Annotated in this window: 25 protein-coding genes and 1 pseudogene; 5 read left to right on the plus strand and 21 right to left on the minus strand. The window is 50.7% G+C overall.

Going from position 1 to position 21,231, the window contains the following annotated elements:
* The first annotated feature begins 86 nt into the window (after positions 1-86).
* The 3 genes and pseudogenes from L0M14_RS13065 (at position 87) to L0M14_RS13075 (ending at position 2,469) form a co-directional block, all read left to right on the plus strand.
* Positions 87-674, plus strand: a complete 588-nt coding sequence (locus L0M14_RS13065) for a fatty acid metabolism transcriptional regulator FadR (RefSeq protein WP_235122478.1) — start codon at positions 87-89, stop codon at positions 672-674.
* Between the two features lie 36 nt (positions 675-710).
* Positions 711-1,471, plus strand: a pseudogene (locus L0M14_RS13070) (electron transfer flavoprotein subunit beta/FixA family protein).
* Positions 1,472-1,485: 14 nt separating this feature from the next.
* Entirely contained in the window at positions 1,486-2,469 is a 984-nt protein-coding gene (locus L0M14_RS13075; protein WP_235122479.1) for an electron transfer flavoprotein subunit alpha/FixB family protein, read from the plus strand.
* Between the two features lie 411 nt (positions 2,470-2,880).
* On the opposite strand, the gene L0M14_RS13080 is transcribed toward L0M14_RS13075, so the two are convergent.
* From L0M14_RS13080 to L0M14_RS13155, 16 genes are all read right to left on the minus strand, one after another.
* Positions 2,881-3,825 carry an alpha/beta fold hydrolase gene (locus L0M14_RS13080; RefSeq protein ID WP_235122480.1) on the minus strand — a complete coding sequence of 315 codons (945 nt, stop codon included), beginning with the start codon at positions 3,823-3,825 and terminating at the stop codon, positions 2,881-2,883.
* Between the two features lie 113 nt (positions 3,826-3,938).
* Positions 3,939-4,769: an alpha/beta hydrolase family protein gene (locus L0M14_RS13085; RefSeq protein ID WP_235122481.1), complete on the minus strand. Its 831-nt coding sequence runs from the start codon at positions 4,767-4,769 to the stop codon at positions 3,939-3,941.
* Positions 4,770-5,158: 389 nt separating this feature from the next.
* Entirely contained in the window at positions 5,159-5,953 is a 795-nt protein-coding gene (locus L0M14_RS13090; protein ID WP_235122482.1) for a TIGR00266 family protein, read from the minus strand.
* Positions 5,954-6,058: 105 nt separating this feature from the next.
* Positions 6,059-6,538, minus strand: coding sequence for an acyl-CoA thioesterase (locus L0M14_RS13095; RefSeq protein ID WP_235122483.1), 480 nt, complete (start codon positions 6,536-6,538; stop codon positions 6,059-6,061).
* A 43-nt stretch (positions 6,539-6,581) separates the two neighbouring features.
* On the minus strand, positions 6,582-7,760 hold the full coding sequence (purT, locus tag L0M14_RS13100; RefSeq protein ID WP_235122484.1) for a formate-dependent phosphoribosylglycinamide formyltransferase: 1,179 nt from the start codon (positions 7,758-7,760) through the stop codon (positions 6,582-6,584).
* Between the two features lie 79 nt (positions 7,761-7,839).
* Positions 7,840-8,658, minus strand: a complete 819-nt coding sequence (locus tag L0M14_RS13105; protein WP_235122485.1) for a vWA domain-containing protein — start codon at positions 8,656-8,658, stop codon at positions 7,840-7,842.
* Positions 8,616-9,788, minus strand: coding sequence for a hypothetical protein (locus L0M14_RS13110; RefSeq protein ID WP_235122486.1), 1,173 nt, complete (start codon positions 9,786-9,788; stop codon positions 8,616-8,618). The genes L0M14_RS13105 and L0M14_RS13110 overlap by 43 nt, the downstream gene beginning before the upstream one ends.
* A 3-nt stretch (positions 9,789-9,791) precedes the next feature.
* Positions 9,792-10,676, minus strand: a complete 885-nt coding sequence (locus L0M14_RS13115; protein WP_235122487.1) for an ATP-binding protein — start codon at positions 10,674-10,676, stop codon at positions 9,792-9,794.
* A gap of 89 nt (positions 10,677-10,765) precedes the next feature.
* Positions 10,766-10,978, minus strand: coding sequence for a hypothetical protein (locus L0M14_RS13120; RefSeq protein ID WP_235122488.1), 213 nt, complete (start codon positions 10,976-10,978; stop codon positions 10,766-10,768).
* Positions 10,975-11,172 (minus strand): hypothetical protein, encoded by a 198-nt coding sequence (locus L0M14_RS13125; protein ID WP_235122489.1) that lies wholly within the window; start codon positions 11,170-11,172, stop codon positions 10,975-10,977. Before L0M14_RS13125 ends, L0M14_RS13120 begins: the two co-directional genes overlap by 4 nt.
* Positions 11,173-11,237: 65 nt before the next feature.
* Positions 11,238-11,567 carry a hypothetical protein gene (locus L0M14_RS13130; RefSeq protein WP_235122490.1) on the minus strand — a complete coding sequence of 110 codons (330 nt, stop codon included), beginning with the start codon at positions 11,565-11,567 and terminating at the stop codon, positions 11,238-11,240.
* A gap of 82 nt (positions 11,568-11,649) precedes the next feature.
* Complete coding sequence (locus L0M14_RS13135; protein WP_235122491.1) at positions 11,650-12,378, minus strand: YhcN/YlaJ family sporulation lipoprotein; 729 nt, start codon at positions 12,376-12,378, stop codon at positions 11,650-11,652.
* Entirely contained in the window at positions 12,375-12,557 is a 183-nt protein-coding gene (locus L0M14_RS13140) for a hypothetical protein (protein WP_235122492.1), read from the minus strand. Before L0M14_RS13140 ends, L0M14_RS13135 begins: the two co-directional genes overlap by 4 nt.
* A gap of 171 nt (positions 12,558-12,728) precedes the next feature.
* Positions 12,729-13,193 (minus strand): hypothetical protein, encoded by a 465-nt coding sequence (locus L0M14_RS13145; protein ID WP_235122493.1) that lies wholly within the window; start codon positions 13,191-13,193, stop codon positions 12,729-12,731.
* A gap of 23 nt (positions 13,194-13,216) precedes the next feature.
* Positions 13,217-13,777 carry a trimeric intracellular cation channel family protein gene (locus L0M14_RS13150; RefSeq protein WP_405031071.1) on the minus strand — a complete coding sequence of 187 codons (561 nt, stop codon included), beginning with the start codon at positions 13,775-13,777 and terminating at the stop codon, positions 13,217-13,219.
* A 102-nt stretch (positions 13,778-13,879) separates the two neighbouring features.
* A complete protein-coding gene (locus L0M14_RS13155) occupies positions 13,880-14,953 on the minus strand; it encodes a Gfo/Idh/MocA family protein (RefSeq protein ID WP_235122495.1) in 1,074 nt (357 codons plus the stop codon).
* 278 nt (positions 14,954-15,231) lie between these two features.
* On the opposite strand from L0M14_RS13155, the gene L0M14_RS13160 reads away from it, so the two are divergent.
* Positions 15,232-15,453, plus strand: coding sequence for a hypothetical protein (locus tag L0M14_RS13160; RefSeq protein WP_235122496.1), 222 nt, complete (start codon positions 15,232-15,234; stop codon positions 15,451-15,453).
* 2 nt (positions 15,454-15,455) lie between these two features.
* Here the strand turns inward: L0M14_RS13160 and kapB are convergent, their stop codons facing one another.
* From kapB to L0M14_RS13175, 3 genes are all read right to left on the minus strand, one after another.
* On the minus strand, positions 15,456-15,845 hold the full coding sequence (kapB, locus tag L0M14_RS13165; protein WP_235122497.1) for a kinase-associated lipoprotein KapB: 390 nt from the start codon (positions 15,843-15,845) through the stop codon (positions 15,456-15,458).
* A gap of 340 nt (positions 15,846-16,185) precedes the next feature.
* Positions 16,186-16,500 carry a thioredoxin family protein gene (locus L0M14_RS13170; protein ID WP_235122498.1) on the minus strand — a complete coding sequence of 105 codons (315 nt, stop codon included), beginning with the start codon at positions 16,498-16,500 and terminating at the stop codon, positions 16,186-16,188.
* Between the two features lies 1 nt (position 16,501).
* Positions 16,502-17,020, minus strand: a complete 519-nt coding sequence (locus L0M14_RS13175) for a hypothetical protein (RefSeq protein WP_235122499.1) — start codon at positions 17,018-17,020, stop codon at positions 16,502-16,504.
* A 76-nt stretch (positions 17,021-17,096) separates the two neighbouring features.
* Here L0M14_RS13175 and L0M14_RS13180 point away from each other — a divergent pair, with 76 nt between their 5' ends.
* Positions 17,097-17,309: a hypothetical protein gene (locus tag L0M14_RS13180; protein ID WP_235122500.1), complete on the plus strand. Its 213-nt coding sequence runs from the start codon at positions 17,097-17,099 to the stop codon at positions 17,307-17,309.
* Between the two features lie 149 nt (positions 17,310-17,458).
* Here L0M14_RS13180 and L0M14_RS13185 read toward each other — a convergent pair whose 3' ends face one another.
* Both L0M14_RS13185 and L0M14_RS13190 read right to left on the minus strand, forming a co-directional pair.
* Positions 17,459-19,072 carry an ABC-F family ATP-binding cassette domain-containing protein gene (locus L0M14_RS13185; RefSeq protein ID WP_235122501.1) on the minus strand — a complete coding sequence of 538 codons (1,614 nt, stop codon included), beginning with the start codon at positions 19,070-19,072 and terminating at the stop codon, positions 17,459-17,461.
* Between the two features lie 48 nt (positions 19,073-19,120).
* Entirely contained in the window at positions 19,121-21,091 is a 1,971-nt protein-coding gene (locus tag L0M14_RS13190; RefSeq protein ID WP_235122502.1) for an ABC-F family ATP-binding cassette domain-containing protein, read from the minus strand.
* Between the last annotated feature and the right edge of the window lie 140 nt (positions 21,092-21,231).

Genomic DNA, 21,231 nt, shown 5'->3' on the forward strand with positions numbered 1-21,231 from the left:
AGAGATATAACGTATTTTATGATGGTCACAGAAAATGAATGACTATTCATTCACCTTTACCAATATCTTACACCGGGGTGATTGCCATGACAAGTAGCAAAAAACCAGATAAATATTACGCTATCCTCGAAGGCGCGCTCCGCGTATTTGCCGAGCACGGATATCATCGCTCCCAGGTATCTAAAATCGCTAAGGAAGCCGGTGTTGCCGACGGTACGATTTATTTGTATTTCAAGCGAAAGGAGGATATCCTGACCAGTTTGTTCCGTGAAAAGCTTGGCGAGCTTGTTGACAAATTCAACGCTGGCCTGGATGAGAAGATGACGGCTCGTGAAGCCTTGCAGAAGGTTTGCTGCATTCATTTTTCAGAGCTTGAAAACAATCTCCCCCTCGCTTACGTCACTCAAATCGAGCTTAGGCAGAGCGACCTCGAGCTGCGCAAAGAGATTGGTCTGGCTGTGAAGCCATATATTGTGCTCATTGAAAATATACTGAAGAAGGGCGTGCATGACGGCAGCTTTCGGTCTAATTTGGATGTAAAGCTCGTCAGATTGCTCTTGTTTGGCGCCATGGATGAAGTCGTCACTTCCTGGCTGATTTCAGGTCAAAAGTATTCCCTGTCGGCACAAGCCCCCGCAGCTATTGAGTTTTTCATGAACGGTCTCACAGGCTAGCCTTTATGAAAGTATATTCAGAAAGGAGCTTGGCATATGGACATTTTTGTTTTACTTAAGCAAACCTTTGATACGGAAGAAAAAATTCATGTCCAAAATGGGAAAGTCGCAGAGGATGGCGTGAAGTTTGTCATCAACCCTTATGATGAATACGCTGTCGAGCAGGCTATTCAAATCAGGGATGAGCTTGGCGGCAAAGTCATTGTACTTTCAGTAGGTCCTGAAAGAACCGCCGAGGCTCTTCGCACGGCTCTTGCCATGGGCGCTGACGAAGCAGTCCTGATTTCGGATGACCGAATTGACGGGGATGAATGTGAGGTTGCAGAGATTTTGGCGGCTTATTTGCGGGGCAAGTCTATTGACTTGATACTTGGAGGAACTTCTCCGTAGATAACGGATCAGGTCAGGTAGCGGTGCGGCTAGCCTCTCTGCTCGATATTCCGCATGTTGCGTCAGTTACCAAGCTTGAGCTTTCCGGTCAGAGTGCTGTTGCTGAGCGTGATGCTGAAGGGGATACAGAAATCGTTGAAGTGAGTCTTCCCGCTTTGTTCACTGCGCAGCAAGGCTTGAATGAACCGCGTTATCCCTCCCTGCCGGGCATTATGAAAGCAAAGAAAAAGCCGCTGGCCCGGTTATCGTTAGATGATCTGAATACGGACGGCATCACCGCCAAAACGGAACGGTTAGCACTAGACCTGCCTCCTGAGCGGCAAGCCGGTCGCATCCTACGAGGTGAGCTGACTCAGCAGGTGGCGGAATTGGTGCAAGCACTGCGCAATGATTCTAAAGTGATCTAAAGGAGGCCGATCCCATGACTGCTCGTCCAATTCTTGTCGTAGCGGAAACTCGCGGTGGTAAGCTCCGCCAGGTGACATTCGAAGCTATTCAAGCTGCGCAGCTTGCTGCAGAGCCCGGCAGTCCGATTGCAGCCGTATGCTTAGGAGCTGCTGGAGCCAAGGCTTTTGCAGATGAGTTGGCCTCGTGCGGTGCCGATACTGTTTATGTGGTTGAGAATTCGTCCCTTGGCGTCTATCAGCCTGAGGCCTATGCAGCCTCCTTACTTGAGGTTGTCAAAAATGTGGCTCCGCAAGCCATATTCATGGGACATACGGCTTTAGGGCGCGATCTCGCTCCACAGCTTGCGGCGAAGCTGCAAGCCGGACAGATCTCCGACGTGACGGCAATTGAACGCCGTGGGAATGAAGTCGTCTTTACCCGTCCGCTCTACGCCGGCAAAGCCGTCGAGAAGAAAGCGTTTACCGATCCGGGCGGACCCTGGATCGTGACAGTGAGGCCGAACAACATCGCTGCCCCTGAGCCTGACCTATCCCGTCAGGCACAGATAATCGATGTTGCCTGCCCTGCCCCCTCCCTGCGCGCCGTCGTCAGGAAGGTCGTGGCAAAGGCGTCCGGCGCCGTCGATTTGGCTGAAGCCAAAATCGTTGTCTCCGGCGGACGGGGCGTGCGCAGCGCCGAGGGCTTCCGGCCGCTCGAAGAGCTGGCCGCCGTGTTGGGCGGCGCTGTGGGCGCTTCCCGCGGAGCGTGCGACGCGGGCTACTGCGATTACGCGATGCAAATCGGCCAGACCGGCAAGGTCGTGACGCCGGAAATCTACATCGCGTGCGGGATCAGCGGCGCCATCCAGCATCTGGCGGGGATGAGCGGATCGCGGGTCATCATCGCGATCAATAAGGACCCGGAGGCGCCGATCTTTAAAGTCGCCGACTACGGGATCGTCGGCGACCTGTTTGAAGTTTTGCCCCTTCTTACAGAGGAATTCCGCCGAATGCTGTAAGGGCCTGCTAGCAGGGACTACAAGGAAGTCTAGGGTGGAAATGTAAGAAATGCGAGATGTACTGCATGGATGCCCATGAAGATGATCGAATTTCACGGTTGTACACGGATGATGTATGCGTAGCGATTCGATCTTCACGGTTGTACACGGATGCATGAGGATGTATACGGATTCAAATTTTCACGATTGTTCACGAATGCTATGGTTGTAAATGAACATTCACGGAAGATCACGGGAGTTCTTATCATAAAAAAGGCTGTAGCAAGCGCCGCTACAGCCTTTTTTTAGTTACATTTTGAACTAACCAAGTAATCTCCTTTAGCCGTCCATGTCAGTCCTATATAGTTTTACTTGATTTTGAACTATCTTACAAGCTTCACATTATGCCATCTTAACTGGTCATAGTCTGAATTATCCCCTCTGGCTGTCGAGCCATTCCAGCAAATCCTGCATCACTTCATCACGGTTGATTTCATTCAGCATCTCATGACGGCCTTCCGGGTATAACTTGCAGCTGACATGTTTCACACCTAGGTTCTGGTACATCGTGTACAGACGTTGTATGCCTTTACCATACGCCCCGACAGGATCCCCGTCACCGGCAAAGATATAGATAGGCAAGTCTTTTCGAATATTCCGAAGAAGTGCCGGAGAATGAGTCTCTCTCAAGCCTCTAAAAAAATCCCGATAAAAGCCTGACGAGCATATCGCACCACAATACGGGTCGGCCTCATATGCTGCAACCTCAGCGGCATCTCTGCTCAGCCAGTCCGAAGAAGTCCGGGCATTCGAAACTCCCTTGTTATAGGCTCCAAACGTAAGCCCATGCAAAAGCTTGCTTCGGTGATTTTCGCCCTTGATTCGAGCTTCTAGGGCTGCAATGACTATGCCACCTAGAAGAGCCGGCCCTTGACTCCCATTACTTCCGGACAGCACAACGCCCTGTACATTCCGAGGATGCTCCGCGAGATAAGTGCCCAGCATATACTGAACAAGAAAGGAGCCCATACTGTGACCCATCAGGTATAAGGGAAGCTTATGATCATGCTGCTCTCTTATATAATGGGCAATCTCACCGAGATGCCGCGCCATATGATGAAAACTATCTTTTACAAAAATACCTATCTGCTCCGGCGAGCCTGCTGTAAGGCCGTGACCAATATGATCGTTGGCGTACACCGCATATCCATGAGAGGTTAAAAATGCTGCCAATCGTTCGTACCGCAAGGCTGACTCCGACATCCCATGAGCGATCTGAAGGATCCCTTTCCACTCTGCCCCTTCATCTGGCAGCCAGGCATATAAGTAAACATCTGTGTTCTTTGAATCCTTCCAATAACCATGTCGTCGTTCCATCTTAGCGCCCCTTTGACAATAATAAAACGCTTACTTTAGTATATCTGTTCCGCTATAGAATAACAGCCCCTTTTCCGAAGAAAAGAGGCGAAGTTAAAAGGCGTATCCTAAGATTAAATGGTCCAGTCGTTCCAATCTTTTTTCCTATTCTGCTGCAGCCCAAGCCAGCCAATCGTCTTGTCAATGACATCCTGGGAAAAAGCTGAACCTGAGAAAGTGTGATCGGCTTGATAGATAAGTTCAACATCGCACTGCCCTTCTTTGCGCAGCCAGAACATCTTCTGATATAACGGGGCATAATCTACGGGTATGATATCATCTGATGTACCGTGAATCACCAGCACATCGCCGTTAAATCTACGCAGCTGCTCGAATGGCTGATGCTGTGCCAAGGAATCGAAGAATCGACTTGTTAGCAAGTAACCGTGATGATCGATAGCTCCTCCACGAGGAAGTTTCTCATACTCATTTTTACCAACAATGCGCACGATATCACTGTGAGGATGCGCTACAGCCGACCACAACACTAATGTTTTCACGCGGTGGTCCTTAGCTGCCGTAAGAAGGGCAGTTGCCCCTCCTAAGCTATGGCCGACGAGAATGACCCGGCTCAAGTCGACGCATTCGATGGTTAAGGCATAGTCAATCACGCTGCGTGTCTGTTCGATCAGAACATCCAGCCCCCCTGCACCGTAATCACCAGTGCTTTCTCCGCAGCCCCCATAATCAAATCTGAGCACCAAATACCCCATCTTACTGAATTCCCGTGCAGCCTTTACAAATAACCGGTCTACGCCGATTCTGCTGCCAATAAAACCATGACAAATGATGATTAAGGGCCATCGGTCGCATTGACCGGATGAGGATAGCTTGGAGTGTGCAGGATAATGCAGGGTAGCTGCCAGTTCGGCGTGTTCACTTTGAATGGTAATGGTGTGCTCCATAGGGATGACTTCCTTTCATCTGCCAATAAGTTAATGTGTATAATTCCGATTGTTTTACTATGTTTTAATGCTAGCACCAACTGCTGATCGTGTCAATGAAGATTTTCTTCATTATCCGAATTTCACTCTGCTTATACATATATTCTCTCCAAAAATGTTCAAAATCCACACAGGGCGTGGTGTCGTCGTAGGATGATCGTCAACCATGATCGGCAATTCCTCTCGGGCTTCGATCTCATTGATAGCCCACAAAATTTTACATCTAACCGCTGTACTAGAATCGGACGCGACATTCGGCATGCAGCCAACAAATGCAAAAAAGGCTGGAAGCGAGCAATCCTGCTCTTCTTCCAACCACTCTTTCGCTGCTACAGCTTATGCTTCCAAACCTACCTGCCGTCTCCATCCAGCAAATTTCCAAGCCCGCCAAGGATGCTGCCTTCTTCTTTGCGTCCTCCGGGACCTGCCGCTGCTGCAATCCGGTCGGCCAAACGGCTGAACGGCAGGGATTGAATCCATACGCGTCCCGGTCCTCTGAGCGTAGCGAAGAATAATCCTTCGCCGCCGAAGAGCGCCGTCTTCACACCCTTCACAAACTCAATGTCGTAGTCAACGTCCTGCGTCATCGCGACCAGGCATCCGGTATCGACGCGAATCATTTCGCCGGGGCGGAGCACTCTTTCACAGATCGAGCCACCGGCATGAACAAACGCCAAACCGTCACCCTCGATTTTCTGCATAATGAAGCCCTCACCGCCAAAGAAGCCGGCTCCCAGCTTGCGCTGAAATTCGATTCCGACAGAAACGCCTTTCGCTGCGCAAAGAAATGAATCCTTTTGGCAAATGATTTTCCCGCTTAGCTCTTGCAGATCCATGGCCATAATCTTACCTGGATAAGGAGCCGCGAAGGTAACCTGTTCTTTGCCTTGATGGCTTCGGTTCGTAAACACGGTCATAAACAAGCTTTCGCCTGTCAATAATCGCTTGCCAGCTCCAAGCAGTTTGCCCATAAAGCCTTTGTTCTCACCGCTGCCGTCCCCAAAGATCGTTTCCATTTGAATATGTTGATCCATCATCATCATGCTGCCCGCCTCGGCAACGACGCTTTCACCCGGGTCCAGTTCAATCTCAACATACTGCATTTCATTGCCTAGAATACGATAATCAATCTCGTGCGCGTTCATAAATCCAGATTCCTCCTAGAATGTTCCCGAATTTATTATCCTATACGCTCTAATGCTGGGACGGTTTCAAACAGATGACTCCGAAAATAAATCAATTTGCTATCGCTAAAAAGGATTTCTCTGCGCCTTCCGCTGCTTGCGCGCCTCGAACCTTGCCTCCGCTGTTTCAAACAGCTTCTTCTCTTCCTCTGTCTCGGGGATCACCGCAGGTACAGGACACGGTTGACCCTGACTATCAAGCGCCACGAACGTCAAATACGAGGTTGCCGTTGGCTTCTTCTCACCTGTCAACAAATTCTCGGACTCCACCTTTACATATACCTCCATGGAGCTGCGATGGGTCCAAGTGACGAATGCCTCCAGCTGGATCGCCTCGCCTAGCTTGACCGGCGCCAAGAAATCCAGACTGTCGCTGGATGCCGTTACGACCGCCCGCCTTGCATGACGCATACTTGCGATGGTTGCAACTTTATCAATATAGTGCATGACACGTCCGCCAAACACCGTGTTGTGGTAATTAATATCAGCGGGAAAAATAATTTCCGTTAAAACTGTCCGGGACAGTCTGGCCGGTTTCGCTTCCAATACCCATTCCTCCTGATGTGAACATACCTGGCTGTAAAGTGGCTTATTCGTAGTTAAGCTTTAAAGCGGCTGCCGCCTGCTTCGCCCGGCTTCTTGCTTCTTCCGTAGTATCAGCGCTGCTAAGCGCAACGGCCATTCGACGGCCTACCTTCGTTTCCGGCTTCCCGAACACACGAACTTGTGTATGAGGTACAGACAAAGCTTCTTCCAAACCGCTGATGCTATAGTCGGCTGCCTCGCGATCCGCTTTTAGTGTATAGCTGGCTCCCGGTGTCAACAAACGAATGCATGTGATTGGCAGACCCAGAATCGCTCTGGCATGCAGCGCGAATTCGGACAAGTCCTGTGTAGCCATCGTCACCATTCCGGTATCGTGAGGTCGCGGAGACACTTCGCTGAAATAGACACCTTCTTGGGACAAAAACAGTTCAACGCCATAAATCCCGTAGCCGCCCAGTGCGTCCGTGATGGTCTTCGCCATGTGTTTTGCTTCTTCAATGTGATATTCGCTCATAGCATGAGGCTGCCAGGATTCGATGTAGTCTCCGTCCTTTTGAATATGCCCGATCGGCTCGCAATAGGTGGTTCCTGACACGGACCGTACCGTTAGCAGTGTAATTTCTGAGTCAAAATGAATGAATTCTTCGACAATCACTCGACCTGCCTTCGCTCTTCCGCCTTCCATGGCGTAGTTCCAAGAATGCTCCGCATCCTCCGGTGTACGACAAACACTCTGACCTTTTCCTGAAGAGCTCATGATCGGCTTAATCACACATGGAGTACCAATCTGGGCAACGGCAGCTTTCAGTTCGTCCAACGTATCGGCAAAAGCGTACTTCGCGGTGCGAAGCTGAAGCGTCTCCGCTGCCAATCGGCGAATCCCTTCCCGGTCCATCGTAAGGCGCGAAGCTGTCGCCGTCGGGATCACCCGAAAGCCTTCCTGCTCCAGCTCCACCAAGACGGGAGTTGCGATCGCTTCAATTTCTGGAACAATCAGATCAGGCCGTTCTTGTAAAATCACTTGCTTCAGCTGCTCGCCGTCCAGCATATTAATGACATGGCTGCGGTGCGCGACCTGCATGGCAGGCGCATTCGCATAGCGGTCAACCGCAATCGTTTCGATACCCAGCCGCTGCGCTTCGATGATGACTTCCTTGCCAAGCTCGCCGGAACCAAGCAGCATCATTTTTTTCGCTTTGGCTGATAAAGGTGCTCCGTACATGAATCATTTTCCTCCCTGATCGTAAGCAAATTCTCTCAATCTCTATTTTCTACCTGGTCTATTGTAAAGGATTTATTTACTAAAAGATAGATTTCAGCAGCAGCTTGCGCAGAATCGGTGTCAGGTGTTCGGGAAGCTCACTGACGTCTGGAACCACTACACTGCTGCGACCATAAATGTTGCGCATAGTCAACTGCTGGGTCTCATGGACCTGGCCAGCGGCTAAAAATACGCTTATGACTTCAAGGCCAAGACGCCGGGCTTGCAGCACAGCCTCGCAGGTGTCGAGAATACCTGCGTCATTGTAGTCCGCCGCCGACGGCTCGCCGTCCGAGAAGACGAGCAGCACACGCTGCCGCTCGGCGCGCCGGAGGAGGCGCTCCGTCATGAGACGGATAGCATAGCCGTCTCGATTGTCCTGCTGCGGCTCGAGTGCCAGCAGAGCCGTGCCGCTGCCGGACGCGCAGGAGGAGCCGAAGTCGACCGCAACCTGGAACAGGTTCGGCGCTTCCTGCTCCGTGACGCGGTCCGCGTCCTCCCAGAATCCCACGATTTCGTGGGGGATTCGCAAGGACCGGAGGGTCTCGTGGAACAGCACGAGACCCTGTTTTGTTTCGTCCATTTTGTCATACATGGACGCCGAGCAGTCGACGAGCAGCGCGAACGCCGCGTCGATCTGGGGCACCGGCGCGCGCTTCTTATAGAAGAGACGCGGCGCTTCTTCGATCACGGCTCGCGTCAAGCGCTTGTCGAGCCGTCCGAACAGCCGATCGCCGCGCGGGGCGATCCGCTTCTGCTCGAGCGTGCGCCGGATGACGCGCTCGAGCTTCTTCGCGAGCGGCGCAGCGCGCTCGCTCAGGCGCCTGTAGGCGGCCTCCTGCTCCGCAGTGGGCCGCACAGGCGCCAGCCACGTCGCCGTCGCTCGCGCGTTGACGGCGCCTGCCTCGCTGTGCCCCGCCGCAGGGGCACGGCAATGCCTTCGCGCCGCGCTCCGCCCGCGGCGCCGGTGGTGTTCGCGCGCTGCGAGCGAGCCTGCGCGATCGCAAGCGCCTGATCCGCGGCGTCGCCCTCGCGCGGCGCGTCGCCTTGCGCGGCGGTGCGGGTGCCGCGCTCCAGCTCGAACCGCAGCAGGCCTGGGCTGCGGTCGCTGCTCTCGCGGTGCCAGGTCGGCAGCCGCTCCTGGCCGGGAAGCTGCCGCTCGCCGGGCTCGCCCGGCAGCGCATCATCATTAGCGAGCCGCTTCGCGCGCTTCAGCTCGCCTCGATAATGGGCAGGCAGCGGCTCCTGGACACCCACTCCCTGCTGCAGCCAAAAGTAAAGCGACTGGGCGTCTTTGCTAAGTCCATCGCCCAGCGCCTCCAGGATGGCTCGGCTAATGTCCGCCGCCTCCGCCGTATGCTCGGCCTCCTCCAGCTGCTCAAGCAGCGGGTATAGCGGACGGAGACGAGCTTGGAAATGCTCTATCGGCATCGTTGCTCCCACCGCTATATCAATTCGATCTGGGGATACCCAGCTAGCCCCAGTGAACCATCCATACATCAGAAGAAGTAAAGCTTCCGCCTCTTCTCCCTTTTCCGCATGGACTTTTAATTTATGATGAAAGTACGACGCATAGATGCGATGTCTCTGTTCGAAAACTTTTGCCGTCCCTGGCCGTATTCGCCTGCAAATTCGTTCTAACCGAATATCCTCGCCTAGCGCAAGCAGCTGGTTGGCCAGCCTGGGATAGCTTGAAGCTCCGCAAAAGGCCAGATAGTCAGCGACAGCTCTAGCGCCTGTAAACCACGCGCTGCCGATTCCGCGCAAATACACATCGCTTTTCATACCCGCTGCTTTATCGCTTGGCGTGAGGTCACGCCAAAACTGGCTGACCGTCATGATTTCCTTTTCCGTGTCATAATGCGAATGATAGGCTGCTTCCACTTCTAGTGAGGGCAAGCGGGTAAACATACGGGCCAGATCCACCAATTGCATATGCAGCTTGGCGTCAATTTTGTCATCCAGCAGTGTTAATTTTCCTACGAACATGGTTTAAAATAACGTCTCCGCTGTATTGATAACAGCGGCGCGTTCCCTCTCATCCGTTAGCTTGTCCGCAATAGCACGTGTAACGGCTCGTACCGGCGGGATGTAAGCAGCTAGATCGCAAGCATCCAAAAGCGCTCGGATCGAACCTGCTTCATCCGGCAGCTGTCCCATTTGGATAAGGGCCAATAAATCGGCAGATAGCTGCACAAAGGATCGCAGCATTTTCTCCTGCTTCAGCTTGGACTTCTCTATTAGCAACCGGTATAGCGCATCACCCTGCAGATAGGGTACTTCAATGCTGACAAACCGGTTTTTTAAGGCTTCATTTAACGGCACTGTTCCGATATAGCCTTCATTGAGTGCAGCAATGACCCTGAAACCTTCGGCTGCAGTCACAACTTCACCCGTGAAGGGATTTGTAATTGCTCTACGATGGTCCAGAACGCCATTAATCAGCGGAAGTGTCTCCGGCTTGGCCATATTAATTTCATCTATGTATAGAAAATGCCCTCTGGTCATTGCCTTCATGATCGGTCCTGGAACAAATTCAATCATCGGCGCACCATTCTTGTCATGTGTTAGTGTCTTAAACCCTAATAAAGCCTCGGCATCAAGATCCGTCGAGCAGTTAACGGCATGAAGCGGCTGACCAAACAAACTGGACAAATGCTCGGCCAGCTTCGTTTTACCGGAACCCGTCGGTCCTTTCAGCAGCACATTCTTTTCTAAACATAAAGCAATTGCAGCATCCAGAAGCACGTCCTCCTGAGGCGCTTCGAACTCTGCGCTGCCGATCAGATTTTGTTCAAGAGGAGTTAACCCTTGTGCCTGGCGTTGCTTTTGAACGGATATTTGGTCCGCCATCTCCTGCGGAAGCTTGGATAACATAGGTACGAGTTCCTTTCCTGAATCAGATACCTACTATCATTAATCAGGGGCAGACTTAATGTCAAGACGGATACGGGAAGAAGCCCAGGCTAAGGCAGCCAAGGCTCATCGATGACGGTATGCGCGTAGTAGGATATCTCTTCGCCGCATGCAGGGCAGCTTGGTTTGGAATCAGCCTCATTCAGCATCTCGGCAATCCCATACGAGGTTTCGTAGTTCAGGGCTTGAACAATGTCCTCCTTATGGATATATTCGCAGCTCCTGGAGCTGCAATACGCTCTCACCTTGAACCGGCTGCTCATGATTTGTCACCAGCACTAGGAAAGTCCATGTTGAGGATCACGGTATAAGAATCTTCATTTCTTGGAATCACCTGATAAACCTCTACATAGGGCGTACTGTACCGGTTCTCGGCCGTGTTCACCAATTCCTCGAGCACTTCGCTTAACGAGTCGTTTTCCTGCAGCTTGACCTCTGCAAAATATTGTTTGATCATCGGATTGTCTCACCATCCTTGTAAAAAAGCCCCCAGCTTCCATGCTGAGGGCTAAGCTGATATTCCTAGTGTCTTTGATATTGCTGTATATTCGTTTGCAGCTGCTGCTGTTGATACATGTCCATTTGCAGATGCTGTTGAACCGCTTGTTCCAACTGCGCACAAATTTGCATGCAGTGCTGCATTTGCTGAATAGCTTGGGCATGACCCCCAAGAGCATGCTGAATGATTTGAACTGCTTTGTGTTCACGCTGCGCCAGTTGTTCCAATTGAACCGCATTTTGCTGCTCTTGTTGAAGCATTTGTTGATACGTTTGACTTGCTAGCTGCGTTTGGGAAATCAATTGGGAAATAATTTGCTGGCTTTGCGCGATTTGTTGAATTAACTGATGCATTGAGAGTAATTCCTCCTGAAGATTCATAGTAGGCTTTGTATCGCCGACATTATTATGCCTATTCCGATCAAGTTTACTCACATTATTTTACTGGAGTTGCACTTTTCTGACCTGTTGCATAGTCCGGGAAAGCATATTGAACCATGGTGTTAAACTCATTGAGATACAAATCCATGGACTTGCTGCCCTGCTGTTGGTTGTAGAACATCATTCGGCTAACGAAATGAGGATTCGTAGAGATAAACACATTGGCATCCGGATAAATCCTCTGAATCGTTTCCTTCATTTTTCTCGCTGAATCTGTAGGAAGCGGTACATTGGTGATCCAATCCACCTGATTGCCAAACCCATTCCCGAAAATTCCAGCCCCTGACGCAGGATCATGTCCTTGACGGAGCGCCTGCTGCTGCGCATCCTCTCCTTTAGATGCCGCCTTCATCCCGCTTGGAGCCGCTGCTACATAGATGTTGTTATTGGTCATGGCAACAGCTGCTTCTTGCAATTGGGCGTCCTTTTTCAGCTGAGTGGCAAGATCCCTATTCATTACGAGATGACTATTTTCATGAGCAGCAGACGTGTCAAATGTGCTAATTTTCGAGGATGGCTTTGGAAGCCGGTCGATACTTTTTGCGCCAAGCGAAGGATTCTCATTATTTCTGGAATCCACATCCCAAGTGCCGGGATTCTCCGAATTGGAGCCTGCTTCATGTTGTGAGGATGAGCTTGCACAGCCTGTCATTGTCCATAAAAGCAGTGCAGCTAGGACTACTTTCATGCCGATTGGTTTCTTCGTGCTCTTTCTCACTGTCATCCCTGTGCCTCCTGTCCATCTAACTGATTGTTCGGATTCGGCAGCGAATACGCAATCAAAGCAATGTCTTGATGAAGCTCCTGCTTCATTCGTGCTTCCAATAATTTGATGTCCATAAGCAAGTCTTCTCTGCATGTCAGATTCGCGATGTTCTGATTTCTCTGATTCCAGCTCTCCATTAATGTGATGAACCCCTTTACCGGAAATATTGAGCATTCTTAATATGAGCTAAAACCGCGTTTCTTACGACAAAAAAAGAGATGAATCAGCAGGACGTTTTCATCCTACAATTCATCTCTTTCTGCAATAGCTAAGGCTTCTTATTCCATCAATCATTCATGCAGCTTGATTTAGGTCTGATCTAGATCTTCAAGCAGCTTTCTAACCGAATCCGAATCGATCTTGCCGCCTTGCCGAAACTGCTGCAGCTTAAGCATAAGCTCCCTGGCTATCGCTTCATCCTCTTGATGCTCCTCTTCATGGGAGGGGTCAAACCAGATGTAGAAACCATCCGGTCCATTTCGGAGAAAGGATCGTTTCCAGTTATCGGGGTAGGTGTAGGCCTGCTCTCCAAATATAAAGCCTAATACGTCATCACTGTCGATCGGCATCAGCTGGTGAAAGGTCTCCTCTTCCCCGCCGCCCGCTATATGTTTATGCATATAGACGAAGTGCAAATAGTGCTCACCGGTTTCGTTATCCTTGGCGACCTCATAATATTCCAGCTCGCTGTCAAGCAGCACTTTGACCGTCACAATGCGCGCTTCCAACTGTTCGGATCCGATTGTTTGCATTTGAGTCAGCGAATTCTCCATGCTTTGATGCCCCTCCTTGCTCCCTACATCTCTGTTGTTCCCGTGAGATTTTGACGCAGCGACCGCTTAGGCAGCTTCCACTTGTTGAGCACGGACAGCATACGCAGTACGACGACGATGACGAACACGATCGCTAATTGCCATGTATTGTGGGCCCATCCAAGTCCAACGATCGCTCCAGCCAGCATGCCCCACACGGCGTAAATTTCATCCTTCAGCACTAAGGGCTTGCGTCCCGCCAGCACATCACGGATCATCCCCCCGCCGATTCCCGTTAATACCGCGGCAACAATGACCGCACTCAGCGGATGGCCCATATTGGTTGCATATATCGCGCCTTGAATCGAAAAAGCCGCCAGTCCAATCGCGTCGAAAAAAGCTTCCCAAGTCTTCCATAACCGAATATACTTAGCCGGCATGAGAAACACCAGCGTCATCGCAAACAGGGCGATCTGAAAATACATCCCTTGCTCCCAAAGGGAAGTGACCGGCTTGCCGATCAGCAGATTACGTACCACGCCTCCGCCGAATGCTGTTACAAGCCCCAGTACATATACGCCCAAAATATCATACTCTTCTTCCATCGCAACGATCGCTCCGCTCACCGCGAAAGCGATCGTACCTATGATACTGAACAACTCCCAGTTCACACCTGCAGCTCCTGTTCCCTTCGATGTCTCTTAAACTTAAACTTCCCAGTTAAGCTCAATTTCTTTGCCTGTCTCGGACGAGCGATAAATAGCATCAAGAATCAAGTTATTCGTATATCCAGTCATCACGGAAGTGATCGGCTGCTTACCTTCCCGAATGCAGGCAAGGAAGTGCTTGGCCATACGTGCGCGAGGACCTTCATCCTTGTCAGGAATCTGAAGATCAACATCCGCTTCGCGGTCAAACATCTCTGCAAGCAGCTTTCCTTTGGTACCGCGGATCGAAGCGCCGCCTTCAGAACCCAGCAGCTGAACATAAGGCTGGTTGTCCGTCTCCACGAGAGCCGCCCAGCTTACATCAAGAGACAGCGTGGCTCCGTTATCCAGCTTGATGAGTGCCGTTGCCAAATCTTCGACATCATAGTTACCGTTCCAATTTGGAGTTCCCCATGTGCCGATACCGCGCTTACGAGGCCCAAACTCTGAATACGTTGCTCCATATACCGATACAGGCTTCGGATTCCCCATCAAATAAAGGGAAAGATCAAGCATATGAACACCTAAATCGATCAGCGGACCACCGCCGGATTTTTCCATTTGGGTAAACCAGGTTCCCCAGCCTGGGATCCCTTTGCGGCGAACCCAGCCGGCTTTAGCATGATAAATATGTCCAAGCGCTCCCTTTTCTGCCTGATCTTTTACCTGCATAGAGAGAGATTCCCAGCGTAGCTGATGTGGGATCATGAGGATTTTGCCTGCTTGCCGTTCCGCTTCCACAATCGTTTTGGCTGATTCTAGGTTAATGGCCATCGGCTTTTCGAGCATAACGTGTTTGCCTGCCTGCAGAGCCTGAACAGCAATTGGAGCATGCCACTCATTAGATACAGCAATAATCACCGCATCAATCGATGCGTCAGCCAGCAGCTGCTCCGTATTCGCATACACCTTCTCAATGTTATATTGCTTCGCTCTGGATTCGGCTAAAGGCAGATACACGTCCGTTACAGCCGCAAGCTGTGCTTCCGGTATGCCGCTCAAAACTTCCATATGTACGTTTCCAATATTGCCTGCTCCGATGATCCCAATGCGAATTGGATTGCTATGACTCATATCACCTATAACCCCCGCTACTGTTAGTTTATATCCCTACTATTATAATTCCGCCTCCCCATTGCCGCAACAGCAACCTTTACCTTTCCCAACATAAAGTGACTCGCATGGAGACGTGTTACGCCAAACAAAACCCCAAGCATGTGGACAAAAGCCTACGAATATATTGAACGTAGCACACCTAAAACTTTCCTAATAGTTCAATGAAACATATCTAACATTTGTTTTGTATCCTAAACGTATTCAGAGAACCGATCGTAACGAAGGAGGAACATGCTATGCAAACCATCGCCATCAAATTCAAAAACAAAACCATTCCCGTTCTCAACTATACACAAAAGCGTTCACAAATGGAGCTTCTATCCAATAAATTAGTCGAGCTTGAGCTTAACTTTGAATTTCGCAAAAAATTAAAAATGATCTCATTGATTGAGATCATTGGAGATGTCGCTATTTTCAAATACAACGACGGCACGAAGCTTTATCTGGAAGTTTCTTAGGATTATTTCGAAAAATAATCCGCTTGGAGTTGTTCAAGCTCCTGCAGAGAGCGTTTGGCCCATGCCTCTAGATTCGACAGCTTGCTCATTTGCGTCATGAGCGCTCTCTTCAGTGACTCTTGATATTCAGGCACTACGCCCCCATAAGGCTTGATCGTTGCAAGCGGCATGAGCGCAATCTCAAGATGTGCCAATGCTCTGCGCTGATGAAAATAGGCTACATCCGCTTCCATGGGATTATGCAGATCACCTTGCGTAGGATGTTCCCTCACGGCTAGAATACGAACCGCTGCCTTCATGGCACCCGGCTGCTCCGCAATTTCTCCGTAATACACACCTGTCTTATATTCTGCTATGACTTGATCTCCGACTTGTAACGATACTGCGTTCATATAAGCTCCTCCTGGATTTTTTGGATAGGGTCTAACCGTCTGGTCCAACTAAGCTTTGGTATCTCGCATCATATAGCTTAACTTATTGCGCATGAAGATCCAAACGTGCTTTGTGGTGTCGCATGACGATTGTAGACTGGCTTACTGCACCGCATGACGATAGTCGACCTGCTTGCAGCTCACATATGACAGTCGTCAGCCTGTTTGCAGCTCATGGAAGCTCTCTCAAGGACCGTGCAGACATGTACAGTCAAACTAGTTTACTACGATGCTAAATCGTGTAAAGCAAAGCCGAATGCGTCCACTTTAGCAACCGCTTCAAAGCCACCAGCCACGGCACTCAGATCAGCAGCTTAAGCTTTTGATACAGCTCGTCTACCGAGTTCATTCGATAAAGAAATTCCATGTCTTGCTCCCGCTGCTTAAATAGGATGCAGGGGACACTACTGATCTGCCAGTCCCGCACCACACGAGGCAAATAATTGACATTGCCTTTGTATAAAGGAAGATCAGGAAGCATCGTCACTACAATATCCAGCATCCGCTCCGTCAATTTGCAAGTTCCACAAAACGGCGTGTACAAAAAAACAGCGAAGCTCTGTGCTTCACCCTCCATCACAAGCTGAGTGATTTCCTGCTCCGTTTTTTCCTGCACCTTAACCCCTTCTTCCATCGAGCCATTTCAAGCTGTCCAAAGCGTGCCCGATTAGAACGGGAAAATCATCAATCTGGCCTTCGTCTATTTTCCTGCCAAAGGTTAGAAGCACTTCATCCCTGTATACAATCGGCTCGGAACCAAATTCATAAGACAGCTGCTGCTTGATATGGGGCCTGCTGCCCCAGATTCGGGTCAATGCCTTAGCGATCTCTGGACATTCTTTCTCGGGATCACTTACCGTAGTACGAAGTCTAACTTCTAAGATACACCCCGGAGAAGCAGAAGTCTGCTCTAAAATTTCAGCAGCTAAATCCTTGAGATGAGCATATAAGGTCAGCTCCGCCCGGCTTGCCTGGTCCAGCATTCTGGCAAATTCAATTTTGTATGTCCGGGACATGGAAGACATGTCGAGCTGATCCGATCTCTGGGTAACAAGGGCGGCTCCATTCAAATCCAGATCGTATACAGCGCCTTCCAGCACCACTTTCACATTCTCATAAATGGTAGGATCAAACACTTGTAAACCTCTCCTTTCTTCTTTGTCCCGATTCGATTATACTAATAGCATATTTACGTAAAGAAGGTGTTCTTGGATGTCGGACAAGCCTCTGGATCAGCAGCCTGATCAAGCAGGGCCAAAGAAAGTCAGCCTAGCTGAAGCTATGAAACAAAAGCTGGCGCAAAAGAAAGCGGAGCAAGCCGCGCAAAAAGGTAATCAAAAGCATACTGCAGCAAATGGACAGGCTGTAAAAAGCCAAATGACCAAAAAAGTAAACAATCAACGCCGCCGCACAGGTGGCAGTTAGAAACCCAAACATAAAGGCGCCCTGATGAAGGATTTCACGGGGCGCCTTTGCTCATGCTGCTTGGGTCCTGCTGAGCCTGCAGTTGCTACTACAGTTGCAATTGATACCGCTGATGCTGCTGAACTTTTTTACAGACTCGCAGGCTTAGCCTACGCGTACAAAGTCTCGCGCAGTTTTTTCACGTCTTCGTTGTCCAGATATTCATCGTAAGTCATCATCTTGTCGATGACACCGTTCGGCGTAATCTCAATGATGCGATTTGCAATGGTTTGAATGAACTGATGGTCGTGAGATACGAATAGAATCGTCCCGTCGAAATCAACCAATCCGTTATTGAGCGCTGTAATGGATTCCAAATCAAGGTGGTTCGTTGGCTCATCAAGTATGAGAACGTTGGAGCCGCTCAGCATCATCTTGGAGAACATGCAGCGAACCTTTTCTCCTCCTGAAAGCACGTTTGCTTTCTTCAACGCTTCTTCACCAGAGAAAAGCATACGGCCCAGGAAGCCGCGCAGGAAGGACTCATCCTGATCTTTGGAATATTGGCGCAGCCAGTCAACCAGATTCATATCAACGTTAAAGTAGTCTTGGCTGTCTTTCGGGAAATAAGCTTGGGAAGTGGTGACACCCCAAGTATAGGTGCCTGCGTCTGCTTCCAGCTCTCCCATAATGATTTTAAACAGTGTCGTTTTAGCGATACCATCCGGACCTACGAAAGCGATTTTATCGTTTTTGTTGATCGTCAGGGTCAGGTTGTTCAGAACTTGTACGCCTTCAACGGTTTTACTCAGGTTCTCGATAGCAAGAAGCTGTTTGCCGGCTTCACGCTCTGCTTTGAAATTGATGAACGGATATTTACGACTGGAAGGTCTGATATCCTCCAGTGTAAGCTTTTCGAGCTGCTTTTTCCGGGAAGTCGCTTGCTTGGATTTGGAAGCATTCGCACTAAAGCGAGCGATAAACGCCTCAAGCTCCTTACGCTTCTCTTCGGTCTTCTTGTTCGCATCACGCTGAAGCTTGAGCGCCAATTGGCTGGATTCATACCAGAAGTCGTAGTTACCGACATACATCTGGATTTTGCCAAAGTCGATATCCGCGATATGCGTACAAACCTGGTTCAAGAAGTAACGATCGTGAGATACGACGATAACAGTGCCTTCAAATCTCGCAAGGAAGTTCTCGAGCCAGCGGATCGATTCCAAGTTCAAATGGTTGGTAGGCTCGTCGAGAAGCAGAATGTTCGGGTTGCCGAACAATGCTTGCGCCAGGAGAACGCGGACTTTCTCGTTGCCGTCAAGATCCTTCATCTTCACATCGTGCAGAGATGTAGGGATACCAAGACCTATGAGCAGCTCCGCTGCGTCGGATTCCGCCTGCCAGCCGTCCAGGTCCTGAAATTCACCCTCCAGCTCAGCGGCTCTCATGCCATCCTCTTCGGAAAAGTCCGGCTTCGCATAAATCGCGTCCTTCTCTTCCATAATTTTAAACAAACGGGCATGACCCATGACGACGGTTTTCAATACTTCAATCTCGTCGAATTCATAATGGTTTTGCTTTAGAACGGCCATGCGCTCGCCTGGAGCAATGCTGACATCTCCAGTATTCGGCTCAATCTCACCGGACAAAATTTTCAAGAAGGTAGATTTACCAGCGCCGTTAGCGCCGATCAAGCCGTAGCAGTTGCCCGGCGTAAATTTAATGTTCACGTCTTCAAATAAAGCTCTTTTGCCGTAACGAAGGGTTACGTTGGATACAGTTATCATGCGGTTGTTTACCCTGCCTTTATATAAATTTGCTCGTTAATAGGTCTATCATACCTTATTTTGCTCAATGAGTTCTACCAATTCGGATAAATAAGTCCATCTTTCCATGGCTTGCTCCAGCTCAGCAGCCGTTTGCTGCTCATCTTCGTACAAATCTCTCACTTTATCAAAATCGCTCCCCGCAGATTCGATCTGCTGCTTAAGTGTTGAGATTTTATCTTCCAGAGCGGCAATTCGGTCCTCAATCTCGTCCCATTCCTTCTGCTCTTTGAATGTCAGCTTCTTCGGAATGGTTTTTGTCGTAGCGTCCGCGGAAGAGTCAGAGCTAGTTGCTCCGCTTTGGTTGTGGCCTTGACCAGCCTGTTTGGGAGCGGCTGCACTGCGCAGCAGTTCTTTTCTTGCCTGCTCCGCTTCTTCCTCCTGCTTCTTCTGTTCCAAATACTCGGAATAGTTGCCGATGAAAGGCTCTATGCGGCCTTCGCCTTCAAATGCAAACAGATGGCTGCAGGTCCGGTCCAAAAAGTAACGGTCATGGGATACCGTAATGACGGCTCCTGGAAATTGCTCCAGATAGTCTTCCAATATCGTCAGCGTCTGGATGTCCAGATCGTTCGTCGGCTCATCGAGCAGCAGTACGTTCGGTTCACCCATCAAGGTGCGCAGCAGATACAATCTGCGTTTCTCTCCGCCGGAAAGCTTGCCGATCGGCGTCCACTGCAGCGCGGACGGGAACAAAAAGCGCTCGAGCATCTGCGACGCCGGGATGGACTCGCCGTCAGAGGTGCGGATGACTTCCGCCGCCTCCTTGACATACTCGATGACACGCTGCTTCTCATTCATCTCGACGTTTTCCTGCGTGTAGTAGGCCAGCTTCACCGTCTGGCCTACTTCGATCGTGCCGCTGTCCGGCTGGATGCGGCCTGCGAGCATATTCAGCAGCGTCGATTTGCCGCTGCCGTTCGGACCGATAATGCCGAGGCGGTCGCCCGGCATAACGATATAGCTGAAGTCGCGAATCAGCGTCTTCCCGCCGTCGAAAGCCTTGGTGATGGACTCGAGCTCCATCACCTTCTTGCCCAGGCGGCTCCCCGCGAGCGCCATGTCGAGCTTCTCGCCGGGACCGTCCACCTTGCGGTCCCGCAGCTCCTCGGCGCGCTGAACGCGAGCCTTCTGCTTCGTCGTCCGCGCCTTCGCGCCGCGGCGCAGCCAAGCGAGCTCGCGGCGAAGCAAATTCTGCCGCTTGTCTTCGCTGGCGGCCTCGGATTCCATCCGCTCGGCCTTCTTCTCCAGGAAGGCTTCGTAGTTGCCTTCGTAGCTGTAGATCTTACCCCGGTCCAGCTCTAGGATGCGGTTGGTTACCCGCTCTAGGAAGTACCGGTCATGCGTGACGAGCAGCAAGGCACCCTTCCACTTGCTGAGAAACTCCTCGAGCCACATGGCCGTCTCGTTATCGATATGGTTCGTCGGCTCATCGAGAATGAGCAGGTCGGCCGGTTGAATCAGCACGCGTGCCATCGCCACGCGCTTGCGCTGACCGCCCGACAGCTGGCCGACGGGCTTATCGAACTCGCTGATGCCCAGGCGCGTCAGCACGGTCTTGGCCACGGTGCCGGCTTCCCAGGCACCGTGCTCATCCATGCGCTGCTGGACGCTGAACAGCCGCGTCTGCTTTGCTTCGCTGGAGGGGTCCGCCTCCAGCTCGGCAAGTGCCCGCTCATAGGCGCGCAGCGTCTGCATGAGCGGGGTTTCTCCGTGGAATACCTGCTCAAGCACCGTGGAGTTCGGATCGAACTCCGGGTTCTGAGGCAGGTATTCCACCCGAAAATGGTTCGCGTGCACGAGCTTGCCGCGATCCGGCGTTTCGATCCCTGCCATTAACTGCAGCAGGGTCGATTTGCCCGTCCCGTTCACGCCAATAAGTCCGATGCGCTGCCGCTCGTTCACCGTGAACGAAATGTCGTCAAACAGCACTTTTTCCCCGTAGCTTTTACTTATGTTCAGAACGCTTAATATGTTCATGATTCCTTCTTTCCTTCCTGTCAGGCCAAGTGAATCCGGTCTTAATTATTGATGAAGTCGAACCATTAACTTTACATTCGTGACATCAACTGCCTAATCCGATATGTAATATTATTCCACTTCTTCCTATCTTTAGTGGC

It is taken from the genome of Paenibacillus hexagrammi, from assembly GCF_021513275.1.
GTDB lineage: Bacteria > Bacillota > Bacilli > Paenibacillales > NBRC-103111 > Paenibacillus_E > Paenibacillus_E hexagrammi.